This window comes from Oscillatoria salina IIICB1, from assembly GCF_020144665.1.
In the GTDB taxonomy this organism is placed as follows: domain Bacteria; phylum Cyanobacteriota; class Cyanobacteriia; order Cyanobacteriales; family SIO1D9; genus IIICB1.
Window position 1 is genome coordinate 1 of the sequence record NZ_JAAHBQ010000053.1, and the last position, 24371, is coordinate 24371.

Sequence of the window (24371 nt, forward strand, 5' to 3'; positions counted from 1 at the left end):
GCTTCTACAGTAACCCCCAAACTTTCGTCTTCTCTTCTGGCTCTGGGAGCGCCAGCAGCAGGTGCGGGTGCTGATTCTAAGACAAAACCGCGATCGCGAATTTGACAGGGATTCTCGTCAAAATATTCTACTAATCGTGGTGCGCTAAAAGCGTCGAGTCGTTGAATAATTTTTGTTTCACCAATCCGCACTTGTTCTTCATCTAAAACTACGGGAACTGGTACGACTAAAGCAAAGTTTTTTACTTCACCTTTGTAGTCGTTTGCCATTGTGAGAATTGTCCGCGCTCCATCTTTAGCAATAATTACTTGAGAAGCTTGGTTATATAAATTGGTATCAGCCTTAGCGACGTAAAAACCACAAAATGCTTCTGCTGGTAAAACAAAGCTAATTGTTAAGAACAGAGTCAAAATTACTGTTGCTAAAACTCGCCAAATTTTCATTTTGATTACCTCATTTTTTTGCTTGGATAAACATTACATAAAATGTATCTCCAATTTTTTAAGTGTTGAAAATTAGATTACTTTGACTGGAAGAAACTAATATTCAAGGCTCAAGCATGACTACAAACTAAGTCTTAATTTAGTTCCAAATGTTTCGCCACCAAGGTGTAGTTTGAACTTGGGATAAATTAGCTTTATCACGGATTGTTTGAATGTCCCATCTGGTGAGATTTGCTAAAGTTTGTACTTCTTGCTCTTGGCGCTGTTGTAATGCTTGCTGGTATGGTTCGGCTGCGGGACAGTTCATTTCACCTTTATAAGGATGACGAATTACATAACGTCCCTGAAAGTTTTGTTTATTTGCTGTTGTTTGAAAGCGCAAATCTTCGGGGAATTTATCGCGAGTATAACGAACGTGAAGCCGACTAATAAACACATTTGGGCGTTGTCCGGGTTGTAACCAAAATACTCCTGCTTGTTCCAATTCTTCTGGGGAAAGTGGTTCGGCAGCGCAAGGATCGCAAGTTTGCATATTCCAAGCATATTCGAGAAAAGCAACTTTTTTTCCTTCTCGTTCGTAAACAGTTTGAAACATCGATTTGTAGAAATCACCAAACTCGTTTTTGACGAATTCGGGAATTTCCACGTTGGAAGGAACTTGGACGGTACGATAGTTAGTTAATTCGGTTTGTCCTTGAGGAGATAGCAAGTAAACAATTAAGTCTTGGTCTTGTTTGGCGTTGGTCATTCCCAGGCGAATTGGTAACATGAATTTCGGTGATTCATAAGCCATCATTAAAGGACGCAAAAATTCATATCCTGCTTGTTTATATTCAGCAAGATTGACTTTGGCGACGAAAAATTTCATGTCTTGTCGAATATAAGGCTGAAGCAATTCTTTAGCGCCAGGAGGAATTTTATAACCGTTATTAATTAGCCAAGTTTCTAGTCCAGAAGATTCGGTGGCGCTGAGAATTAAAATGTCATATTCTCCGACGGAAAAGCTTGCTTCTACTGTGACACCTAATGTGCTATCTTCACTTTCTTCTAAGGCTGCTTGTGGTGCTGGTGCGCCTCTTGTTCCTCCTCTTTGTAAATATTCTGGTCGAGGATTACAAGGGTTTTCATCAAAGTATTCTACCAGTCGAGGTGCGCTAAAAGCATCAAGTCGTTGCATAATTTTGGGGTCGCCAACTCGAACTCGATCTTCTGTCAAAATTACTGGTACTGGTACTACTAAAGCAAAGTCTTGGACATCTCCTTGATAGTCGTTTGCCATTGTTAAAATGGTACGATCGCCGTCTCTCGCGATCGCGACTTGGGAGGCTTGGTTATACAAGTCGGTGTCGGCTTTGGCAACATAGAAACCGCAAAAGGCTTCTGCTGGTAGTGCTAAACTAAAAAGAGTTGCTATTGTTACCAGAAAAGTTGTTAAAATTCGGAATAATTTCATTTTGAGTTTTACGATGTTGTGAATGATTGGTTGGGAAGGCGTTTATTGATTGTTTTTAGCCATTCAAATTTTGGTGCTGACCAAATGGTATCTAACCAAATAGTTAAGGGTGAAAGGAAAAATAATGCCCAAAAAACTGCTGTGGAAAGATAAAATTGATTGCGGAGGATAAAAGTGAGGAAAGCGATCGCTACTGCCCAAATTATCCGGCTGATGGTAGCATTAGGAATTGAGCGAGGATCGGTGAGCATAAAGAAGGCAAAAAGTAGTAAACTACCGCTCATTAATTCGTGTTGTAATACGTCCCAACTCCAACCAAGCCAATAGTTACGCAGTCCTTCTAAGAGGGTATAAGCTACTAAAAAAGCGATGGAAGTATCCCAACGTCCAACTTGCTTTAAAATTGTGCCTCCGGTGCAGAAAAATAAGAGTAGATACCACCAATCTGTTCCCCATTGTCCGGGCGAAACCCAAGCGTCTTGAGTTAAAATTAAGGCGGCGATAATGCCAAAATTGGCAGGATTAAAGAAGTGTTTGTTTTTGTGACGGAAGAGAAATTTACTGGCGATCGCTAAACTCCCGGCGATCGCCATTGTTGTATAATCGTTACAACGCAACAATAAGCACAGTCCTAAAGCTGTAATCGCTGCACTGCGTAAACAAGTTAGCTCGAATAGTTGCACTCGACTCTTGACTTCTTTTACACCTAGTTTCGGAATCTGATAACTTCTAATTTTACTCTTGACAAAAGGCACAAAACATGATAACAACCATTGAGTCAAGAGACAACTGGCGATCGCCACCAAAATCAGATCGGGGCGTAACGTCCAGTCGCGGGTACTAAGACCTAAAAATAAGAACAGTGAGAGAAAAATAATTTGGGAAATACGTGCGTCTTGCAATAACATAAGCCTTCGCGATCGCGCCATACATTTATTATTAACCGATCCAGTATGCCGGAGATTGTTCCCGGATACTCATAGCGTTACATTTTGTGTAACCGACTATTCCTCTAGGTTACTGTGGGTTTTTAACTGCGAAGAAAAAAAAAGAGGCGATTTTGATCTCGCCTCCCCATATTTTGCCCCTAAAACTTATAATTACTTACTTTTTTGTGGATTCTTAACCTGTTCTTGCAAAAGCTCTTTCATCGTTTGATAAGAACTGGCATTAGAAGCACCTTCGATCGCTTTAACAGCCAAATCTTGAACTTGTTTGAGTGCTGCATCTAACTGTTTAGAAAGATTTTGAATTCGCAATTCTTGATTCTGAATTGTTTCTTCTAAAGAAGAAATCTGTAACTCATAATAACGTTTTTGTCCCTCAATTTCCTTCGCCCGCAAATCTGCCTTAACTTTGGCTTGATAATTACCAATATTGCGTCCAGTTTCCTTACCATTCTTGATATTTTTTTCTAACTCTTCCTTGTGCGCCTCAACTTTCTGTTTAGCTTCCGCATACTGTTTTTCTCGTTCTGCAATAGCTTCTTCTCGCTCTCGCCATTGTTTCTCTTGTTCTTGGCGTACTTCTGCTAATTCTTTATACAAGTTTTTCTTGCGCTGTTCGTATTCTTCTTCAGCCAAAGTCCGTTCGAGTTCCAAGTTATATTCATACTCTTCGCGATCGCGCTGACGAGACTTACTATTTTCTTCATTTCGCTCTTTAATTTCGCGCTGATGAGTTTCTTGTTCTTTCTGCCAAGCCTTCTCTAATTCTTGGATTTGTTGCTGGAGATTTTCTCGGCGATCGCTTAATTCTTCCTCAAAGCTTTTCGCATTTTCTTCGTAAGAATCAATCAACTCATCGAGAGTATCTTCGCCAACTGTTTCTAGCTCGTGTAATTCTTGTAATTGCTCTTTTTCAGTATTGACAAACTCTTGAATTTCTGCCAAAGAAGAAGCTTGAGCGATTAATTGTTCTGATAAATCGCTAACTGAACTACCAAAATTTTGTTGCAACGTCTCCAGACTTTTAATTGTCTGACTGATTTTCCGTTGAGCAGTTTGAGTTTGATTCATATTAGTTGGAGTAGAGGGATTATTTTGAACGGTTGCTGGTGCGATCGCGACTGCGGCTGCGGGTGCTTGTTTTGCTAGTTGCTTAACTTGAGTTTCTAGCTGTTTTTTCTCTTGAATTATTTCTTCATACGCTTCCATAATTTCTACTTTTGTAGAGCGCATGGTTACTTTTTTAGTTGTTCGATTGGTTTGAGCAGAATCACTTTTCTTTTTACTTGCCATCCTGAATTTCCTCTAATTTTTTACTTAATTTAAATAAATTTAGCTTGCTTTACCGTTAGAACTTTGAAAAGCTCGCATTGCCAATTGTTGCGCCTGATTAGTTGCTGCTTGTAGTTGAGCAGTAATATCAGCAATTTGTTCGGTTTGGCGCTCAATTGTAGCTTGCAGAGATTGGACTTTCAATTGATAGCCTTGTTCCGCAGCTTGCCATTCTTTTTCGATCAGTTCAGTTTTAACTTTTGCTTCGCGATCTGCATCTTTAATCGCATCTTCTTTAGCTTTAATATAAGCTTTTTTCAACTCTTCCTCGAAACCAGCAATTTTTTGTTGATTTTCCTCAAATTCAGCTTGATGCTCGCTTAAGTATTGTTCTCGCTCTGTCCAAGCTTTTTCTTTGTCCCGATTTAATTCTTCTAACTCTCGCTCTTGCAAGCGCTTGTGTTCCTCGTATTCGTCCATTTCAACTTGGCGAATGCGCTCAATTTCATATTGATAATCTGCTGCTTCTTGTTCGCGCTGTTTAGTAGTTAATTCGCTTTCTTCTTGCACTTTAAGCTCGAATTCTTGCTGCTCTTTTGACCAAGCTTTCCGCGATTGCGCTATCTCTTTTTCTACTGCTTCTCGGCGAGATGCGATTTGACTTTCTAGTTCTTTTAACTTGGCTTGATGTTCTTGACGTAAAATATAAAGTGCATCGGCAACTAAGCGGATTTTGCGTAACTGTTCGAGTTGTTCATTTTCAACTAATCTCGCGCGTTTTAATTCGTCTAGTTTAGAAGATTCTGTGGCTAACTTTTCCGTCAGTTGATTAACGATCGTGCCGAAATCTAATTGGAGGGTAGCCATGCTATTGACAATGTTGTCAACTGTGTAGTTAGAGGCTACTTCTAATAATTGTTGATTCTTTTCTTTCTCAGCTTCTTCTTCTTTCGTGGCGACTTTGGCTTCCGCTTGTTTTTGCTCGGTAAGTAACTTACTAAAAGCCGCTAAAATCTGTTCTTTACTTTCTTTCGGTGTAGCTTGGGCTTGAGTCATAATTCTTCTCCTGAAAGATGCAACAGTAGCACGAGTCTTAAGCTAAACTTGACGTTTTCTTCAACGCTAAAGCTATACTAACTGCTAGTTGACTATTTCGTCAATAGCCTTGTTGAACTTTTCGTCAAACTGCGTTAACATAAGGAATGAAGGAGGATACAACGAACGTGAGTAAAAACTTTGGTCAACTAATCCGTCAAGCGCGAAAGGATAAGGGATACTCGCAGAGGGAGCTAGCCAAGCTGCTAGGTTTAGACTTCACTTACTTATCGAAACTGGAAAACGAGCGAGCGCAGTATGCCCCCAAAGAAGAGATTATCCGAGGTTTAGCGCGTCATCTCGACTTAGACGAAGAGGAATTAGTCTTCCTAGCGGGGCGCGTCCCCCAACAAGACGAAGACATCCTCAAGGAACACTACAAATCGATGCCAACCCTTTTCCGGAGAATGCGCGAAAACCCCGAATTTGCTCGTCGAGTGCTTCAGGAAGCAAGCAAAGCTGAAAATCAGGAGAAGTAAAATTGAGTATCTTCAAACCGTTTCGCTTTATTTCTAAGCCCGAAATAGAAGCCAAAGCGACTGAAATTTTAGTCTTAATGGAAGAAACGCCCAATTACGTGCCGAAACTGCCCTTAGATGCTAGTCGCGTAGCCGAATTTCTCGGATTAGACGTAGTTTGGGATAGTATTCCTGCCGACGAAGAAGGCGCGATCGCTGCCAGAATTTTACCCTTAGAACGTCTGATTGAGATCAATGAAAATATTCCCCAACTGCAAGGCGGTTTTGGCGAATCTACCATTGCTCATGAAATCGGACATTGGGTATTACATATCGACAAAAATGCCATCAAAAGATTTTTGAGACTAGAAAAAAAAGGGGTAAAAATTAAAGTCGATCCTCTTTTATGCAGGAGTGCAGAAAACTTAGCTGGAATTGAGTGGCAAGCCCAATATTTTGCTAGTTGTTTATTAATGCCTCAATATCAATTAACCGAGCTAAAAAAAGGATGTGACTTAACCCAATGGCGCGATCTTTATGCAATGGCAGAAGAATTAGGAGTCACCATTTCTAATCTGATTCATCGTCTCAAAGATTTAGGCTGGATTTACCTAAGCGAAGGCTCGAAAAATCTTGAATTAGGTGAAGCAATTTCTCGGGAGAAAAATCAGGTATTAGTAAGTTAGTAATACTGTAATTTTTTAGGGCGCAGCTACCATATTTTAGCCCGCCAGTGCGGGCTAATTTATAATTTTGAAAATTTTATTAAAATCTACCATAGCTAGTTAGAAGAGCATTTTTGTCAGACTATTAATTATTAATTAGTTGGATAATTTAAAGTTGCTGCCCATTCGCGATCTTCTGGAGATAAGGGCGGTTTAGGAGGTTGAGTATAATCAATTGCCAAACGATAGCGCCCTTTTTCATAAACATAATTAAATAAAGGTTGTAAATCTAAGATCGGTTCAGTTTCTGTTGGTAACAAGGGAATTGGTAGAGGTGGAATTGATTGTCGGAGAGAAAAAGCATACAAGTCCGCATTTGGGCGGCGATCGCTGCGAGAAATCAAAATTCGGTAATCTCCCAGATTTGTACTTCTAATCGGTAAAGGTTTACCTCCTCGCAAAAAATCTATTTCCACCAGATGAGTTGCACTAGCTAAAACTTGATTACGCTTGTTTAAATAAGCATTACGTCCTTCCCCTTTACGCTTATTTTTAGGTGATAATAACTCAATAGTTGTCACAACAGTACCAGTACCTATTTCTTTAATTTCTAGATACCTTTCATTTACTTCTTGAGAGTTATTTTTCTTAAGATTTTTGGTCGCTACTGACACATCAGGAATACCAACTAAAACACTTTCTTCGTCACTGCTAAAGTAGGTTCTTTTCTCAATTTTTACTCGATACTTTTCACTGAGACGGTCTACTAAATTATCCGCGATCGCCACAATTAAACGGTTATGTACGGCTGACCATAACTCGGAATTTTCAAGGTAGGGGTCTATACCTGGAAATGGTGACGGCATTGGCAAATATTACTCCTTTTTTAATCATTGTAACCCGAACTTTAGTGATTTCGATTGGAGCTATGATTAATAGTTAATTTGGCGGACGGTTGACTCGAATTAACTTATTTCTTAAAGTTTCTTCTCGCTCAATAGCCTCATCAATTCGCCTTGCAAACCTCTCAAAATTAAGGTCTTCAGAACAAACAATAATACCAGCATGATTTGGCTGTAAACTATGCAGCTTTACAAAGTCGTGACGGTTTCCTGTCAAAACTGCGCGATCGCAGTTCGTAGCAAACTCTAACACATCTTCATCAGGAATTCCTAAGTTAGCATTTCCCGCTTCTTGTGCAGTTAAAACATCATGACCAAAAGTGCGTAGAAACTCTACGACTGGCAAAGGAAAATTCTCATCTGCATAAAGCAATGCCAACTTTTAAACCGCCTCACTTTCTTGCATTACTGCCTCATTTTTTTCGATTGCGGCTTCAATTTCTTCTGGAAATGCCTCAGCATAAGCCCAAGCATTTACCAAATCAGCAGCAGAAAGCTGAGGAAAGCTTTCTAGTATTTTCGCATCAGAAGCACCAAGACGACAATAATTTATCAACGACCAAACGGGAATCCGAGTTTTAGCGATACAAGCATCACCTCCCACCACTCCGGGAGTCTTAGTAATTCCGCTTGAACCGTTGCTTAAACTTTCTGTCAGTATTTGGATAATTTCAGCTTTTTCTGAGGAAGATAAGTTAAGAATTTGACTTTTTAATTGTTGCAATTTCATATTGTTAGTATTAAGCAAGTTGACTAGCGGCAAATGAAGAAAATTTACGATGCACCTAAAACTATTTTTAATAATTTTAACATGGGTTTTAGTAGCTAGCAGGAGAGCCACAGTTAAGAATTAATTTTGCGGACGGTTGACTCGAATTAACTTATTTCTTAAAGTTTCTTCTCGCTCAATAGCCTCATTAATTCGCCTTGCCAAACTTGTCACATTTCGATCTACTGAACAAACGATGATACCCGCATGATTGGCTTCTAAGCGATGTAATCTTACAAAATCATGCCGATTCTGGGTCAATACTACTCGCTCATTATTCACAGCAAATTCTAATACTTCGGGGTCAGTAAATCCAGCATTTCCTGACTCTTGAACTGTAAGAATATTATGACCCATAGCACGTAATAATTTCACAACAGGTAAGGGAAATTGTTCATCCGCATAAATATTTGCCATTATTTATACTTCTGCTTGTTGTTGAAGTGCTTTTTCAATTTCTTCGGTAAATGCTTCAGCATAAGCCCAAGCATTCACCAAATCAATAGCATTAAGTTGTGGATAAAAATAAAGTAGTTCAGCATCAGTTGAACCCTGACGACGTAAACTTACAAGCATCCAAACGGGAATTCGAGTTTTAGCGATACAAGCATCACCTCCCACCACACCGGGAGTCTTAGTAATTCCGCTTGAACCGTTGCTTAAACTTTCTGTCAGGATTTGCATAATTTCAGCTTTTTCTGAGGAAGATAAGCTAAGAATTTGTTTTTTCAATTCTTGTAGTTTCATTTCGTTAAAATTAGCTAAAAATAAAGAAAATCAACGATGCACCCAACTCGATTTTTAATAATTGTAGCCTGGTTCTCGGTAAATTGTCCGAGAGCCGCGATTAATTGTTAGTAAATAACGATTATTACCTTCGACACGGGCAAAATATTCTGTTTCGCCTCTAGTATGAAAATAACTCGTTCCCCCATCGGCAGTAATACTATCAGCTAGAGCGCCATTAAGCAGCAAATTTCTACTTCTTTTATCATAAACATTCATCCGCAATTGTCCTTGCTGATGATAAACTCTGACCGCGTACTCGTCAGTTTGAAAAGCGAGAACTGTCCTTTCCTCTGGACTATTGGGATTGGGATTTGTTTGAGTTTCAAAGGAAATAATATTGCCATCGAGAGTAACCCGACAAGTAGCAGTTGTTCCATTACTTCGGCGCCGTAATAATATAGTTCTAACTCCACTTCTGTCGGGAAGAAAATCAGTAACTTCAATGTCTGATGTATTAGTATTAAATATAGTTAAAGCACGGTTTCGACAAGCATTAAGTGCGGCAAGAGGAACAGTAGTTAAATCAGAATCATTTCTTCCATCGCTACCGTTAGGATTATAAGTTTTAAGCACGGGTTCGGAAACAATTCGCCGCCCATTTTGATAAACTTCTAAACGGCTAGAGTTAATAAAGTAGTTGGTAGACTGATTAGTAGCAGTATAAGTATTGTCTTGTCTTCGGTTAGCAGGAAGACGAATTGAATTAGCAGAATTTTTTGCTTGTCCGATATAGAATAAACGGCCGTTAACTTGACAAATATAAATCCAGAAATTTGGTGTTTCAAAAGAACGTTCTGGTAAGATATCGTTACCGCAGACAGTTCCGCTTTGTGCAAATACAGGTTGAGTTGGGGTAACAATAGTGCTAAGAATTCCCCATCCAGCTAAAGTAATTAAGATACCAGCGAGATACCGAGATTTAATTTTCATGGTTATTTTTCCTACTCTCTATGATCTTTTCTGTTCAAAGTGCCGTTTTTTGGCGCTTACGCAGCAAAATTTAATATTTGCGATCGCTACTATCTAGTTTGACACAGAGACAACGATCGCAATCGCTAAAGTTTCGTGAGAGTTATCACACCCATTCTTGAATTGATGTCACCCAAGGCTGGTTTTCGGTAATTTAGAATAATAGAGTCAGCGATCGGGGTAGCGAAATGATGAAAGTTTCTAACCCACCACTAAAAGAAAATCCTTTTACAGTTTATCGAGATCCAAAAACTGGTAAATGGATGGTTGTCAAACCTAATAAATAATTCAACTTTGTGTCTGATTTTTTCGGACAAGGGAACGCAAACAGGTTAAACTACAAAGGTTAGCTACTTTTGTAGTTTTTATGTTAATTTATGAGTAAATACCATAATCTCCAGCGAATTCAGCAACTCGATCCCCAAAAAGATCGCTGTAAAATTTGTCATTTAATTGCCGGATATGAGTTTCCTTGGGACGTTGTCCGCGCTTTAGAAATAGCTTTACTGCGGACATTTTGCGTTCCCAGTATTTCTCAATTATTAAATAAAACTGGGGAATTTCGCTTGCATACCCAAAAACGCTACGACGATACTGCATTACTGGTAGCGGAAATTATCAAATGGGGTTACGACAGCGATCGCGGTTCCCAAGCTATTCAACGCATGAACCAAATTCACGGACGTTTTCCCATCAGTAACGAAGATTTTCTTTATGTTCTTTCAACTTTTATTTATGAACCGATTCGCTGGAATCAACGCTTTGGTTGGCGTTTAATGTGCGAAACTGAAAAGCAAGCTTGTTATTATTTTTGGCAAGCAATTGGTGAGAGAATGGAGATTAAAAATATTCCTCCTAATTACACAGCTTTTGAACAATTTAACCTGGAATACGAACGGGAAAACTTTCATTATTCAGCAACAAATCGTCAGGTTGGAGAAGCAACGATAAAAATGTTTCTCGGTTGGTTTCCTAGCTGGTTAAGTCCAGTTTTGCGACCAGGTGTTTATGCAATGTTAGACGAAAAAATGCTAGATGCTTTTGGTTTTCCCCATCCCTCACCGCAAATGCGATCTTTAGTTGAAAATAGCTTAAAATTGCGAGGTAATTTGGTCAGAATTCTGCCACCCCGAACCCAACCAGAATTTTTCACAGATTCTCAGTTACGCAGTTATCCCCAAGGTTATAAACTAACTGATTTGGGTCCAAAAAAAATGCTTGATTCCCTTAATCAAGGTCAAAAGCTAAGTGATGACAACAAATAAACATATTAGATTATTTTGATTTTATCTTTGCTAAGATGAGATAATAATTTTCATCGTCTGAGTAACAAATATTGCTATCTATATAAGTAGCTTTGCTTATGAAAGTTCAATCAATTCAGCTAAAATATTTTAAAAGATTTCGTAATTCTCCGACTTTGGATTTTGGCAATCCAGAAACTGGTTTAGCAGAAAATTTAATTGTTTTAGTAGGAATAAATGGTGCAGGGAAAACAAGTATTTTACAAGCAATTGCAGCAACATTAGGAGTTGCAACTGGAAGATTATCAAAGCTTTCTGATTTAGAATTAGAATGGAAAGGATTTAACTACGAATTACTCGCAAGCAACTGGGGTCGCTTTGAACCGGAGGTAAATCTAAAGGTGCAATTTTCCTCTTCAGAATTGAAAGCAATTCATGAGTTTTATCAAAAATTACAGGAAATGGGGCGTAATTTACCCGTTTCTCCTGCTCAAGAACATATTGTCAATCTCAAATGGCAAAAAGATCGTGTTCATGCAGATACTGTTGCTGAATTGTTTCAATTCAAAGGACGAGCATATGCTAAACAACTTTTGCGATCTGAAGGTTTTACTGTTTTTGAGCGAGTAGGCACAGTTTTCTGGTACACTGAACAAAGAACTTCAACTAGTTTAACAACTGAAGATCCCGAACGGAAACTGGAAATTACTGAAGATATTTTACGCGATCGCCTTTCAAAGTGGCGGCAGTTTCATCAAGATTTAGAAACAGGTAGAATTCAGCAATTACGACCAGGACAAAAAGACTTATATGCCGAAATTGAACAAGCTTACAGAATAGTTTTTCCAGAACGTAGCTTTGAAGGTCCAAGTCTGCGACAGAATATAGACGATCTCCTCAAGGAACCTTGGTTTTATCTATATGACGGCAAAAATCAGTATGAAATTTCAGAAATGTCTGGGGGTGAGCGTGCCATTTTTCCCATTTTACTTGATTTTGCTAGTTGGAACATTCATAATTCTGTGATCTTGATTGACGAGATTGAGTTGCACTTACATCCACCAATGCAACAAGCATTACTTAGAGCTTTGCCTAAATTAGGCAAAAACAATCAATTTATTATTACTACCCACTCTGACTATGTAGAGCAGTTAGTTCCTGAAGCACAAATTATTCGTTTAGAGGCTTAGTCGTGAGTGTTATTAAGGGGAGGAAAATAATTTTTTGTGAGGGAAAGAAGAGTAGTTTAGACTATCAATTGCTCCCAAAAATCCTTGAGAACATTTCAGGAGATCGACCTACGATTGTTCCTACGGGTGGTAAATTTACATTTTCTGTTTTTGCTCAAGGATATTTCTTTCGAGAGGATCTAGAAAATCAACATTATCTTGTCTTTCGGGATCGAGATTTTGACGTTGAACCAACAGCAAATGTTCAATTACTTCAACTAAATACTAGATTAGGTCGAAAATTCATGTTTCTCACACATCGTGCTTGCATTGAAAATTATCTTCTAGAGCCTAATTTAATCCATGAATATTGGACAGCCAAATATGTTGAAAAGCAAGAAAATCCTAGTTCCCGATGGGGACATGGTAATTCACCGGGAATTCAAGCAATTGCTGCGTGGATTGAAAATGCAGCGAGGAGTTTGTTATACTACCAAGCTGTAAGATGGGCATTAGCCGATCTGTTACGGCTAAGTGCAGTGCGATCGCAGCTTAAAACTACATGGACGGGTGGTAGCGGTAAACTTCCTTCTTCTTTAACTCGTCAAAACTGTAATAATGAAGCTATCAAGTTAGTTAATCAATTTCTACAAGCTGTTGATACAGTTACACAAGAAAGATTTACAGAACAACTTAATATTTATTGCGATCGGTTTGCTCAAGATGAATTTTGGCAACAGCAGCAGTATACGATCTGGTTTCATGGTAAAGATTTGCAAAAAGCAATGCAAATTAAACAACCTCAATACATTTCTTTAAAATCATTTTATAATTGGGCTATTAGTCACTTTGAGATCGCTCAATATCCAGATATTATTGAATTAAGGACAAAGATTGAAAAGCTATAAAACTTTCCCTTAATCAAACTCAAAAATAACTCAAAGTTTTGCTGTTTTTGGCTGCTTTAATTTCTGGGAATAAAAAGACGCAGATTCGTCTCCTGTCAAGCATTCTTGAGCAAACTTAATCAAATGATGACCCACAAGTCCCACATGAATTAACCCTTCAATATTGCCCGATTTAAGTTTAGGATAAGCCATCTGCCAAAACGTGCGGCGATAGTGACTAAAAACACCCACTCGCACCAGCAAATTAGCTAAAATTGTCAAACCTTTACGAATATTAGCAGGAGAAGTTCGCGCCGGACTATTAGGAACCTTAATTCGGTTCGGATAAGTATGTTCTAAATTGTAAGCAAAACGTTGATATAAAAATTCGGGTTCGTAAGCAGTAGTAATGCAACGTCGCCACATTTCCACCACATCTTCATAAGGCATTAAAAAATCAACATTCGACTCGCGATTTTCATCAAATACTAAACGTCCTTCTTGCTCTAACCTTCGCCACAAAGGAGTTCTCGGCAAAGCATGAAGCAAATTAATTGTTAGCATCGGAATGTTAGAAAGGCGAATAAACTCTAAAATTCGGTCAGCAGTATCCGGCGTATCAGTATCGAGTCCCATGATAATTCCCGATACCACTTCCATACCGTAACTGTTGAGAGTTTTTACCGCATCTAAAATCGGAATACTCAAATTTTGTTGCTTAGAAATTGAGCGTAAAGCATCCGTTTCTGGCGTTTCAATACCACAGAAAACCGTACAAAAATAAGCCTCGCGCATCATTTCTAAAAGCTTCGGACTTTGGGCGAGATTTAAAGTAGCTTCACAGGCAAATTGTACCGGATAGCCATTAGTTTTTTGCCAGTCGATCAGATAAGGAAGTAACTTGGTAGTAGCGCGGCGATCGCCAACAAAGTTATCATCAACAAAATAAATCGCCCCCGGATTACCTGCCGCCAACATTGCATCAAGTTCTCTTAAAACTTGCTCCGGCGTTTTCAGCCGAGGGTTGCGCCCGTAAAGTTCCGGAATATCGCAGAACTCGCAGCGATAAGGACAACCACTCGAAAACTGCACATTACCCAAGAAATATTGATTTAAATTGATGAGATTGTAAGCCGGAGTCGGAAACTCACTCAGAGGGAGACGTTCCTTAGTTTCAAAACGAACTTGTGTTGAGGGGCGATCGCACTTTTCATCAAGATAGCGAATCATCTCATCCGTAGCATCCCCCAACTCACCCAAATGAAGGATATCAAAATCCGGGTAATATTCCGGACAACCAGAAACCGAAGGACCCCCCACCACAGTAATTTTGCCAGCTTCATGAGCAAATTGATTAATGCGATTAATCTGCGATCGCTGGATGTGCATTCCACTAACAATTACCACATCCGCCCAACGATAATCCGATTTTCGCGCCGGACGAATATTCTCATCAATAAAACGCACCTCCCACTCATCAGGCAAATAAGCAGCCACCAGTAAAATACCCTGTGGCGGCATAAAAGCCCGAACCCTACCCATCAACGGATAAGCATGGTGTAAAGTCCCAAAAGAGCGCGAATACCGGGGAAAAACGCAAAGAATGCGGCGACGGTTTCGGGGAAAATAACGCTGTCTGCCCGTCGTACTTTCTGGAATTAGTCGGTCAAAATCCTTTAAAGTCGCAGTCATGGGGTCTAGCCAAGAGCAACAGTAATCAAAACAATCATAACCTCTTCCAGCCTTCTCTTAATCAGATTGAATATTATCGGTGTTAGCGAACTACATCTGTAACAAAAATTTGATAATGGGGATCGCCGATCGAGCTACGATCGGCAAAGTGTTTTCCAGTAAAGCCCAGGGAGCAAAAACTAGTCAATGAGATACTTTCGAGCGAATATTAATACTATGGTTGGTTATACTCCTGGCGAGCAACCTCCGCTAGGTGTCAAGATCGTTAAACTGAATACAAACGAAAACCCATACCCACCTTCACCTGCTTCCTTACAGGTATTGCAAAAAATTGATGGGGAACAACTACGTCGCTATCCCGATCCAATGGCTACAGAATTTCGCGAAGCTGTAGGTAATGTTTTCGGTTTTCCTCCAGACTGGATTCTAGTAGGTAATGGTAGTGACGAAATCTTAAATTCGATCGTCCGTGCTTGTGTGGAACAGACTCAAAAAGTCGTCTATCCTACTCCCACCTACATCCTCTACCGTACCCTGGCACAAATGCAGCCAGCTCAGTTCGTAGAAGTAGACTACGACAAAGACTATAACCTCCCAATCGAACAACTGATTGCTGCAAACGGAGCAGTTACTCTGATCGCATCTCCTAACAGTCCCTCCGGTCATGCTATTCCTACAACATTGCTCAGTCAACTTGCTAGCCAATTATCAGGGGTTTTAGTAATTGATGAAGCTTATGTCGATTTTGCAGAAGCGGATGCTTTAGAAATAGTTAAAACACATGATAACGTCATTGTTTTGAGAACACTTTCCAAAGGATACTCCTTAGCAGGATTGCGCTTGGGTTTTTGTTTTGCAAATCCCTCTCTTTTAGAAGGATTGGTCAAGGTTAAAGATAGTTATAACATCGATGCTATTGCTTGCAGCGTCGGCACCGCAGCAATCTTAGACCAATCGCACAAAGTTAATAATGCCGAACGAGTAAAATCTTCACGAGCTAAGTTAACCACAGATTTGAAGCAACTTGGCTTTCACGTTTATCCCTCCCAAGCGAACTTTTTACTGGTACAACCACCAAAAAGCAATGCAGAAGAGATATATCAGCTTCTCAAAAAACAGGGAATTTTAGTCCGTTACTTCAAACAGGTTCATCTAGACAATAAGCTGCGAATTACAGTAGGTACGGAGGAGCAAAATCAAATTTTAATTGAAGTTTTAACTCAAATTCTCACTTAAGTAAGAAAAGAAAGCGGCTATTGTCTTGCCTGAATTTTGCTCAATTACCTCAACCTCACAACAGATTTATTCGCGATCGCCATCCTAGCGTAAGCGTCCCGATCGCAAAATACTAATAATCAACCACAAACCCAGAAAACTCGCTGCCGCAAACAAAATTGTACTAATAATCGATAATTGTTGAGTTTGCGCCCCAGTAGAAATCATTGCCGCGCCCATAATCAACGAACCTACCAAAATACTAAATGAAAGTCGATTCGCTGAATCATCCAAACTGCGGCGCAAAGGTTCTAATTCCCGCAAACTTAAATTCCATTTTAAAGTTTCCGAAGTCACCCGGTCTAAAAGTAACTCAACCAATCGAGGAGACTGCAAAGAAAGACTTTTCACGTCCAAAGCAGTTCGCAATAAAGTTGTTAGCGGGCTATCTCCCAAAATCTGACGGCGGAAAATATCCGTCATCAAAGGTTTAATCTCGTCCAGGAGATTAACTTCTGGGTTAAAACTACGAGCAACCCCTTCCAAATTAGCTAAACTTTTAGCATATAAACCCATATTACCGGGCAATTTAATTTTATTGTCGCGAGCAACTTGTAACACCTCATAAAAGACTTTTGAGAAATTGATTTGCGACAAACTGCGATTGTAATATTTCCGCAGCATACGGTCGTAATCATTTTCCAAACGAATCAAACTTCTCGGCTGACCAGACTCAGCCAAATCTAAAGTTAATTGACTGCAACGCTGGGCATCAAGATCGACAATTGCTAATAACATTTCGGTTAAAATTTGCTGGGTGCGAGGGTCTAAACGCCCGATCATGCCACAATCAATTAAAGCTACGCGACCGTCTCGCAGATAAAATAAATTACCTGGATGGGGATCGGCATGAAAGAAACCATCGATATATAACTGCTGAAAAAACACCCGAAACAATAAAGTAGTAATTTCTTGTCTGCGAGTTTTACCGTCTTTACCTATTTGTCCGTCAACATTAGCTTTTAAAATTGGGACTCCCTCTAACCATTCCATTACTAGTAACTTTTCCGTAGTTAAGTCCCAGTAAATAGCAGGTACGACGATATCTTTGGGATCGAACCATTTACTTGTCGATAAATTGCGCCGTAATTGGTCAGTAAAAGCTGCTTCTTGGGTAAAATCTAATTCCGCTTCGATCGCGCTAGTGAATTCCTCAGCTAAGGCAACCACATCATAATCTTGCCCGAAATCAGTACGAGACACGAGATCGGCGACACCTTTAATTAACGAAATATCTTGGGCGACGATCGCGTCAATACCCGGACGTTGCACTTTCATCGCCACTTGCTGACCATTAGTTAAAGTCGCCCGATGAATTTGCGCGATCGAACCCGCCGCTACTGGTTCAATGTCAATTTCGGTAAATACTTCGTCTAATGACTGACGTAGCTGTTTGCGAATCATCACTTCGATTTCCGTCCAAGGTACGGGCGGTACGTTCGCTTGTAAAGCTGTCAAGGCTTCGATGTAATCTGGTGGTAAGAGATCGGGGCGGGTACTCAACAGTTGTCCGAGTTTGACATATACAGGTCCCAATTCGACCAGAATTTTTCGCAATACTTCTGGTGGTGGTAGTTGAGGATCGTTGGCTTTACTACCGCTAAGTAGTCCTCGCATATAGTCCCAGCCATTGCGTAGGACAACCTCGATAATGTAACCTTGGCGGGATGTGTTTTGAGTTAGGGAAAGCACAAGTTTTTGTCCTTATGTTGTTGGTTGGTGGTAAGTGTCGCGCAAAGGCGCTAAGGCGCTAAGAAGAGGCGCTAAGAGGTTTTTCGGTTTGGAATTGAGGATTATGTCTGGACAACTACAAGAGTTTTTTATATTTTGGGTGGGTTTGTAGCTGTTTGAGAACTTGTTTGATTTCTTGGGTGCGGTTTTTCTGGGCTACGAGGGTAACTTTGCCGTCTCGAACAATTACTAGGTCTTCTAAGCCGATGGTAACAATTACTTCTTCGTCATCGCTGGCGTAAACGATCGCTCCTTTCGTCTCTTGTCCGACGTGGTCGGCTAATTCGACGTTATTCTGGTTATCTTTCTTTAAGAGTCTTTCGAGGGCGTTCCAATCGCCGAGGTCGTCCCAACCAAAGTTTGCTGGTACGACATAAGCTAGTTGGGTTTTTTCCATTAAAGCGTAGTCAATGCTTTTTTTGGTTAACTGTCCGTAAGCGGCTTTACCTACTGCTTGTAAAGGAAGAAAAATCTCAGAAGCATATTTTTGCATCTCTGTCAAGAAAACACTGGCACGAAAAATAAACATTCCGCTATTCCAGCTAAAGCGTCCGGTAGAGATAAAAGACTCAGCAGTTTGGCGATCGGGCTTTTCGGTAAAGCGAGTAACTTTATAAGTAGGTAAACCTTGAAAATCTCCTTTTAGTTCTCCTTGTTCGATATAGCCGTAACCAGTAGAAGGATAAGTAGGAGTAATACCCAAAGTAGCGATCGCGGCTTCATTGCTAGCCAATTCTGTAGCAGCTTGGAGAGTAGTTTGAAAAGCCTGTTGGTTGCCAATCCAGTGATCTGCCGGGAAGAAACCTAAAACAGCTTGTTGTCCGTAACGCTTGGCAACCTCTAAAGTAGTCCAAGCCACCGCCGGAGCAGTATCCCTTCTTTCTGGTTCAATGAGGATATTTTCCTTGGGTAATTGAGGCAATCGCTCTCGTACCCCATCAGCAACCTCAGCCGCAGTACAGACCCAAAGTCGCTCCCAGCCTCCCGCCAAAGGTAAAAGTCTATCCGCAGTTGCCTCTAACAGAGTTTTACCACTGCCATCAAGAGACAAAAACTGTTTCGGGCGGTTTTGGCGACTAAGGGGCCAAAAGCGTTCTCCCTTACCACCAGCAAGAATTACAGGTATCAAAGATTGATTCATTTTGGTAGCTTGTAGTTGGACACAGAAAATTGGTGATTTTTTTAGTTATATCCTCACCAGGGAGGATAACTATTGAGCCGAGGAAATAACAACTGTCAACAGATGTAGAGACGATCTCGCTCTTTCTAGTCAGGAGATCGGTTGCTCCTTTACCATTAAACCAAGAGCAGTAGTAGAGATGGTAAATCTTTCTTAAAACCAACAGTAAATTCTGACTAACCTGTTCGGATTAGTGGCAGTGAATGTCAAAATGCAGATGAGAGATTCACAAAGGGTGCAAAGGTTGTGCTTAAATTGTCTGACGAAGTTCTAGCGCGATCGCTCCTAAGTTGAATTAAGTGTGTGAGGTGAGTGTGAAAGACAGCGTTGAACAATTGACAACAGGTTGTGCGCTTGAAGAGTCTCCCCATGAGGACTCCTCTCAAGAAATGCCTAGAGATAAGGATTGTGCTTCGGAAGCTGAAATTGAGGAGGAAAATACAGCAAAAGACAAACTTTTCTTGAATACTAGATTCTGGAAGTGGTGTTTTTGGAGTGCAGCTTTTATCGCTACAGCGACAATTTCTGCGATCGTCGGAGCAACTATCGCTATGCTCGCACAACCGCCTCAATTCAGTTCTTTTCTGAAACCGAAAAGCTTTCTCATTAGTAATTCTGACCGCAAATCAGACAAAGATCCTTGGGGAGCTTTACTGCAATATAATTTGGCACGCCCAGTTAATATTCTCGTCATGGGAATAGACCGAGTCCCAGATGCCGACCTTAATTCCGCAGAAGTTTTTGACGGTCGTAGCGATACCATGCTATTGCTACGCTTCGATCCTACCGACCATTCTTTACGAATGCTCTCAATTCCGCGAGATACTAGAGTTGAATTTAGCGAACTCGAAATTCCCAAAATCAATCAAGCAAATGCTGATGGCGGTCCGTCCCTAGCAGCGCGAGTTGTCAGCAAAACTTTAAATAATGTGCGAATTGACCGTTATATTCGCGTGACTACTGATGCTTTTGTGGAATTAGTTGATTTGGTGGGCGGTGTTGAGGTTTATGTCCCAGAAAAAATGTTTTACGTGGACGTGACTCAAAAATTAGAAATAGATTTAGAACCAGGATGGCAAACTCTCAATGGCGATGAAGCAGAACAGTTTGCTCGTTTCCGTAACGATAATAAAGGAGATATTGGACGAGTACAGCGACAGCAAATTTTACTCACAGCCTTAAAGCAACGTCTCCAAAATCCCGCTATTTTACCTCGTTTGCCGAAAGCGGTACGGATTGTCGGACAATATCTCGATACTAATCTCAGCACTGAAGAAATGCTCGCATTAGTTAGTTTTGCTCTGGATTTAGAAAAAGACGACGTGAAAATGGTCATGTTACCAGGTCGTTTCAGCGCACCAGAAGAATATAATGCCAGCTATTGGATTATGTCCGAAACTGGACGCGATCGCATCATGAGAGAATACTTTGATGTCTATACCGATACCTCTGATGAGGAGGAAAATTTCCGTCGTCCAGTCACTCGAGTCAGAATTGCTCTTCAAAATGCTACTGATGACCCAGAGGTAATTTATCGTGTCGCTAATTACTTGGAAAAAAAAGAATTTTACAATCTCTATTTTGCTTCTGAGGAGCCCGAACAACTAACTAATACGGAAATTATTGTCCAAAAGGGCGATCTCGAAGCAGCCAATACCTTGAAAAAGGTTTTAGGTTTGGGTACAGTCGAAGCTAATTCTACCGGAGATCTTGATTCTGATTTAACAATTAAAGTTGGACGAGATTTGCTGAGAAAGTTAGAAAAAGAAGACGAAGTAGTAGAATCAGACGAAGAAGAAATAGTAATAGAATCAGATGATTAAAACTCGAATTGGGCGCTTGTTCGCCATCATTGTTATCTTAATTTTGGCAATCTTTTGGGTACTTTTAGATGCACGTCCAGCATGGGCGCAAGATGCTAATGTTAATTACACTAGTACCTTACTCCGAAATCGCGATTTTTCGGGTAAAGATTTGCGGGGTGGTGTATTTGCAGGTGCTGATATGCGTCGAGCAAATTTTAGTAACGCTGACTTACAATATGCGATTATTACTAAAGGAATTTTGTTAGAAGCTAACTTGAATGGTGCTGATTTAACCGGATCTTTAATCGATCGCGTGATTTTTGATTCTGCTGATTTGACTAATGCCATTTTTACCGACGCGATCGCTAGCCAAAGTCGCTTTTTTGATGCTAAAATTACTGGCGCTGATTTTACTAATGCGATTATCGATCGCTACCAAGTTAAATTGATGTGCGATCGCGCTGATGGTGTTAATCCGGTTACTGGTGTTTCTACGAGAGAAAGTTTGGGCTGCGATTATTAATTAGTTATCAGTTGTAGAGATGTTGCACCCCACGTCTCTACATTAGTTAACTAACTATTGAAGATTTTTCCTGGCAATTAACCCCTGATAAATTAGCAATCGGTTGCCAATTCAAAACATCTGCTAATAAACTTTGATAGCCTCGAACATTCGGATGCAAACCATCAGCATAAAGCCTTGAAATTCGCCAGCTTTGTCCTCGGCTCATCCAAATATCAAAGATATCTAAATAGGGAATGTTATGTTTTAAACAAGCTGATTTTGTTGCTTCTTTATAACGATATTGTTCCTCATGATTATAGTATAAACAATCCCCAAAAGGCATTTTAGTTTCATCTACAGGAACCATCCCCACAAATAGCACCGGACACAAATTTTGTGCTTCATCAAGTAACTGATTTATTTGTTCCTGGAAAAGATTAAAATCTGTATATAAACGACCATTTGGACGCTGTAAACGGGGAGAATCATTAACACCCACTGACAAAATAATTAAATCGGGAAGACGATTGCGCAGTTCTCCACGAGTAGCAAATTCATGTTGCAAACGCTGCGATACTCGTGCAACTCCATCACCACGAATCCCTAAATTATAAATAACATGACCGGGACTTTCTGGATACATCCATTGGCGGCGCAGTCGTTCCACCCAACCACCACCTTCGGGATCGCCATATCCGTAAATGATACTATCTCCCAGAGCCACAATTTTCAAGGGATGGGAACGAGAAACAGAACGAATAAATACCGAACTAGGAGCGGAAAGTGTTTGCATAAACTGTTAATTTCGATTTTAAATAACGATTTATAAGTCAAGAAATTGAAAACAATCTATACAATAATATCAAGCGATCGCTCATTTTATTGCCAATCTCAAGCAATAAATGGATCGTATCATCGTCATCAGATTTTCAAAAGATTAGTCAATCTTGTCAGCCTTCTCCTTTCCCAGTCCCCGAAACGAAGCTCGGCTAAAGCATTGAGCAATTTGCCGTAATAACTATTACACTGGAGTCTAGAAAGTAGAACTGAAAAATCTAGCAACAAAACCCCATGAGCAAGCGTCTCTCCTTTAATCCAGCCGAAATCATGAATCGCTCCGAAGACTTAATGAGTGCAGCATCAAACCGCTATCGAATTACAGTACAAGTAGCAAATCGAGCCAAACGTCGTCGAGATGAAGAGTTTAACAACAACGAAGATCCGATGATGAAACCAGTAATTCGAGCAATTATCGAGATGTCAGACGAACTCACCCAACCAGAAATTATTGGAGAGTAAAGCACAAAAACTCAGAGCGATCGCACCGGGATCGCTCCACTCAAATCTTACTTGAGAACAACTAAGCAAAAATTCTTTTTTGTCAAGCTAGTTACCGTGGTACTGAACAAAAAAGCCCAAGCCAAACTAATTATTGTAATCCTAAGTAGCATTTTCCTGTCTATTTATGGAAAACAACCGACACAAATGGGAATCAAACCAGCAATCGCACAATTTGTCGAACCAGCCCGAATAGCATCAATAATTTACGAACGTTTTCCCGAATTACCAACCGAAAACCAATACATCCGAGTAGAAACAGGTGAAGTAGACACAGACAGCACCTTCATCAGTCGCTTACTCAGCTATCATCTTTACGTCAAAAGTCGTCCCCCCAACTTCCGTTTAGATTGGAAACTCACGATCGCTGATTACCTAGACGCTCACGAATATATTTACGAAAATCAATATCCAGGATATAACACCTTACAAACAAATCCCTTAGCAGGCGATCGCGCAATCATTGAAAATATGACCCGAGAAGAACGCGATCGCTTGATTAACAATCTCGTCAGCATTTTTAATCCCAATGCTACCAATAATAACTTTACTCCCCCAATAACCACCGAACCAACGCCCCAACCAACTTACACCCCACCCCCAAGAAGAGTTCCTACTCTTCCTAGTCCCGGTGCGGCTGATTTACTTAAACCTTAGATTGGGGACTGGGGATTGGGGACTGGGGACTGGGGACTGGGGACTGGGGACTGGGGACTGGGGACTGGGGACTGGGGACTGGGGACTGGAAGGGATTGGGGATTGATAACTGATAACTGATAACTGATAACTGGTCACTGATAACTGATAACTGATAACTGATAACTGATAACTGATAACTGATGGAGCGAATTCTCAAAACTGGAAATGGCTGGCGAATTGGCTGGAACCCAGGAACAGCAACGTATTGTGGCTTAGTCGGCGGCGATGATTGGGCGATCGAACTAACCAAAGCAGAATTAGACGATTTTTGTCGCTTACTTGCCCAGTTAGCCCAGACAATGAGCAAAATGTCAAGAGAATTAATGGACGAAGAAAAAATCGCCTGCGAAGCCGAAAGCAACTTACTTTGGCTGGAAGTAGAAGGATATCCCAGCGCTTACGATTTGCGTTTAATTCTCAACACAGGTCGCAGATGCGAGGGAAATTGGTCAGTCGCAGCAGTTCCCGAATTAGTCCAAGCAGCCAAAAACCTCAAAGTATTTTAAACACTGACCAGTTATCAGTTATCAGTTATCAGTTATCAGTTTTCAGTTTTCAGTTTTCAGTAGAGATTGGAGACAAGAAGCAATTAGCGAATAAACTTTTCACTGTTTACTGTTTACTGTTTACTGTTAGGGTAGTAACTGCTAACTGTTTACTGATAACTGAACCCAATCCCCAATCCCCAATCCCCAATCTTGTGCTATACTGATAAAGCGACATCGGGGCGTAGCGCAGCTTGGTAGCGCACTACTTTGGGGTAGTAGGGGTCGTGGGTTCAAATCCCGCCGCTCCGATCGCTAAACAAAACAATTACAGTCCCAGGAGTAACCCCTCTCCTGGGATTTGTTATTAGAAGCTAGGAAATACGGAAAATAATTGTCAAGATCTGCTTCAGTAGCCGATCTTGCTTACTGAAGCCAAGACAGGGATAGAAAAATTAAGCCACCATAGCTTCAAAACTTAGGCAGCCAATTTGGTAAATTGACAAAGGTATACTTGAATTTAGGTGTTACTGCCAAAACGGTGCTTTTTCTGAGGAGGATTTGCTCAGCAGAGCAAATATTTCCAGCATAATAGTGTA

General features: G+C 40.4%; 26 protein-coding genes and 1 tRNA gene. 12 read left to right on the plus strand and 15 right to left on the minus strand.

Annotation, left to right across the window (positions count from 1 at the left end):
- The 5 genes from G3T18_RS16320 to G3T18_RS16340 all read right to left on the minus strand — a co-directional run.
- The coding region (locus G3T18_RS16320; RefSeq protein ID WP_224411638.1) for a DUF2330 domain-containing protein at positions 1-443 on the minus strand (443 nt) is incomplete at its 3' end.
- 139 nt (positions 444-582) lie between these two features.
- A complete protein-coding gene (locus G3T18_RS16325) occupies positions 583-1896 on the minus strand; it encodes a DUF2330 domain-containing protein (RefSeq protein WP_224411639.1) in 1314 nt (437 codons plus the stop codon).
- Between the two features lie 8 nt (positions 1897-1904).
- Positions 1905-2804 (minus strand): RnfABCDGE type electron transport complex subunit D, encoded by a 900-nt coding sequence (locus G3T18_RS16330; protein ID WP_224411640.1) that lies wholly within the window; start codon positions 2802-2804, stop codon positions 1905-1907.
- A gap of 192 nt (positions 2805-2996) precedes the next feature.
- Positions 2997-4136 (minus strand): coiled-coil domain-containing protein, encoded by a 1140-nt coding sequence (locus G3T18_RS16335; protein ID WP_224411641.1) that lies wholly within the window; start codon positions 4134-4136, stop codon positions 2997-2999.
- Positions 4137-4175: 39 nt separating this feature from the next.
- Positions 4176-5171 (minus strand): coiled-coil domain-containing protein, encoded by a 996-nt coding sequence (locus tag G3T18_RS16340; protein ID WP_224411642.1) that lies wholly within the window; start codon positions 5169-5171, stop codon positions 4176-4178.
- Between the two features lie 167 nt (positions 5172-5338).
- On the opposite strand from G3T18_RS16340, the gene G3T18_RS16345 reads away from it, so the two are divergent.
- Both G3T18_RS16345 and G3T18_RS16350 read left to right on the plus strand, forming a co-directional pair.
- On the plus strand, positions 5339-5689 hold the full coding sequence (locus tag G3T18_RS16345) for a helix-turn-helix domain-containing protein (protein WP_224411643.1): 351 nt from the start codon (positions 5339-5341) through the stop codon (positions 5687-5689).
- Positions 5690-5691: 2 nt separating this feature from the next.
- Positions 5692-6354, plus strand: a complete 663-nt coding sequence (locus G3T18_RS16350; protein ID WP_224411644.1) for an ImmA/IrrE family metallo-endopeptidase — start codon at positions 5692-5694, stop codon at positions 6352-6354.
- 131 nt (positions 6355-6485) lie between these two features.
- Here G3T18_RS16350 and G3T18_RS16355 read toward each other — a convergent pair whose 3' ends face one another.
- The 6 genes from G3T18_RS16355 to G3T18_RS16380 form a co-directional block, all read right to left on the minus strand.
- Positions 6486-7199 carry a DUF4058 family protein gene (locus G3T18_RS16355; protein WP_224411645.1) on the minus strand — a complete coding sequence of 238 codons (714 nt, stop codon included), beginning with the start codon at positions 7197-7199 and terminating at the stop codon, positions 6486-6488.
- Positions 7200-7272: 73 nt separating this feature from the next.
- Positions 7273-7614, minus strand: a complete 342-nt coding sequence (locus G3T18_RS16360; protein WP_224411646.1) for a DUF5615 family PIN-like protein — start codon at positions 7612-7614, stop codon at positions 7273-7275.
- A gap of 3 nt (positions 7615-7617) precedes the next feature.
- The gene (locus tag G3T18_RS16365) at positions 7618-7965 is read right to left on the minus strand and encodes a DUF433 domain-containing protein (protein ID WP_224411647.1); all 348 of its coding nucleotides are present in this window, start codon (positions 7963-7965) and stop codon (positions 7618-7620) included.
- A gap of 120 nt (positions 7966-8085) precedes the next feature.
- On the minus strand, positions 8086-8421 hold the full coding sequence (locus G3T18_RS16370) for a DUF5615 family PIN-like protein (RefSeq protein WP_224411648.1): 336 nt from the start codon (positions 8419-8421) through the stop codon (positions 8086-8088).
- A gap of 3 nt (positions 8422-8424) precedes the next feature.
- The gene (locus G3T18_RS16375; RefSeq protein WP_224411649.1) at positions 8425-8751 is read right to left on the minus strand and encodes a DUF433 domain-containing protein; all 327 of its coding nucleotides are present in this window, start codon (positions 8749-8751) and stop codon (positions 8425-8427) included.
- Positions 8752-8805: 54 nt separating this feature from the next.
- On the minus strand, positions 8806-9723 hold the full coding sequence (locus G3T18_RS16380; protein ID WP_224411650.1) for a hypothetical protein: 918 nt from the start codon (positions 9721-9723) through the stop codon (positions 8806-8808).
- Positions 9724-10139: 416 nt separating this feature from the next.
- Here G3T18_RS16380 and G3T18_RS16385 point away from each other — a divergent pair, with 416 nt between their 5' ends.
- The 3 genes from G3T18_RS16385 to G3T18_RS16395 all read left to right on the plus strand — a co-directional run bounded on the left by G3T18_RS16385 (position 10140) and on the right by G3T18_RS16395 (position 13083).
- Positions 10140-11027, plus strand: a complete 888-nt coding sequence (locus G3T18_RS16385; protein WP_224411651.1) for an oxygenase MpaB family protein — start codon at positions 10140-10142, stop codon at positions 11025-11027.
- Between the two features lie 98 nt (positions 11028-11125).
- Positions 11126-12196, plus strand: a complete 1071-nt coding sequence (locus G3T18_RS16390; protein ID WP_224411652.1) for an AAA family ATPase — start codon at positions 11126-11128, stop codon at positions 12194-12196.
- 2 nt (positions 12197-12198) lie between these two features.
- Positions 12199-13083, plus strand: a complete 885-nt coding sequence (locus G3T18_RS16395) for a DUF4435 domain-containing protein (protein ID WP_224411653.1) — start codon at positions 12199-12201, stop codon at positions 13081-13083.
- 30 nt (positions 13084-13113) lie between these two features.
- Here G3T18_RS16395 and G3T18_RS16400 read toward each other — a convergent pair whose 3' ends face one another.
- Positions 13114-14754 carry a B12-binding domain-containing radical SAM protein gene (locus G3T18_RS16400; RefSeq protein WP_224411654.1) on the minus strand — a complete coding sequence of 547 codons (1641 nt, stop codon included), beginning with the start codon at positions 14752-14754 and terminating at the stop codon, positions 13114-13116.
- A 186-nt stretch (positions 14755-14940) separates the two neighbouring features.
- Between G3T18_RS16400 and hisC the strand changes: the two genes are divergently transcribed.
- Positions 14941-15990, plus strand: a complete 1050-nt coding sequence (gene hisC / locus G3T18_RS16405) for a histidinol-phosphate transaminase (protein WP_224411655.1) — start codon at positions 14941-14943, stop codon at positions 15988-15990.
- An 84-nt stretch (positions 15991-16074) separates the two neighbouring features.
- On the opposite strand, the gene G3T18_RS16410 is transcribed toward hisC, so the two are convergent.
- Together G3T18_RS16410 and G3T18_RS16415 are read right to left on the minus strand one after the other, a co-directional pair.
- Positions 16075-17721, minus strand: a complete 1647-nt coding sequence (locus tag G3T18_RS16410) for an ABC1 kinase family protein (protein ID WP_224411656.1) — start codon at positions 17719-17721, stop codon at positions 16075-16077.
- Positions 17722-17836: 115 nt separating this feature from the next.
- Positions 17837-18901, minus strand: a complete 1065-nt coding sequence (locus tag G3T18_RS16415; protein WP_224411657.1) for a mannose-1-phosphate guanylyltransferase — start codon at positions 18899-18901, stop codon at positions 17837-17839.
- Positions 18902-19254: 353 nt separating this feature from the next.
- On the opposite strand from G3T18_RS16415, the gene G3T18_RS16420 reads away from it, so the two are divergent.
- Both G3T18_RS16420 and G3T18_RS16425 read left to right on the plus strand, forming a co-directional pair.
- The gene (locus G3T18_RS16420; protein ID WP_224411658.1) at positions 19255-20763 is read left to right on the plus strand and encodes an LCP family protein; all 1509 of its coding nucleotides are present in this window, start codon (positions 19255-19257) and stop codon (positions 20761-20763) included.
- Positions 20756-21268, plus strand: coding sequence for a pentapeptide repeat-containing protein (locus tag G3T18_RS16425; RefSeq protein WP_224411659.1), 513 nt, complete (start codon positions 20756-20758; stop codon positions 21266-21268). Before G3T18_RS16420 ends, G3T18_RS16425 begins: the two co-directional genes overlap by 8 nt.
- 46 nt (positions 21269-21314) lie before the next feature.
- On the opposite strand, the gene G3T18_RS16430 is transcribed toward G3T18_RS16425, so the two are convergent.
- Entirely contained in the window at positions 21315-22043 is a 729-nt protein-coding gene (locus G3T18_RS16430; protein WP_224411660.1) for a GDSL-type esterase/lipase family protein, read from the minus strand.
- 278 nt (positions 22044-22321) lie between these two features.
- Between G3T18_RS16430 and G3T18_RS16435 the strand changes: the two genes are divergently transcribed.
- The 4 genes from G3T18_RS16435 to G3T18_RS16450 all read left to right on the plus strand — a co-directional run bounded on the left by G3T18_RS16435 (position 22322) and on the right by G3T18_RS16450 (position 24084).
- Positions 22322-22549 carry a DNA-directed RNA polymerase subunit omega gene (locus tag G3T18_RS16435; RefSeq protein WP_224411661.1) on the plus strand — a complete coding sequence of 76 codons (228 nt, stop codon included), beginning with the start codon at positions 22322-22324 and terminating at the stop codon, positions 22547-22549.
- 96 nt (positions 22550-22645) lie between these two features.
- Positions 22646-23245: a hypothetical protein gene (locus tag G3T18_RS16440; RefSeq protein WP_224411662.1), complete on the plus strand. Its 600-nt coding sequence runs from the start codon at positions 22646-22648 to the stop codon at positions 23243-23245.
- A gap of 182 nt (positions 23246-23427) precedes the next feature.
- A complete protein-coding gene (locus tag G3T18_RS16445) occupies positions 23428-23793 on the plus strand; it encodes a DUF1818 family protein (protein WP_224411663.1) in 366 nt (121 codons plus the stop codon).
- A 217-nt stretch (positions 23794-24010) separates the two neighbouring features.
- Positions 24011-24084: transfer RNA gene (locus G3T18_RS16450), tRNA-Pro, on the plus strand.
- Positions 24085-24371 lie beyond the last annotated feature (287 nt).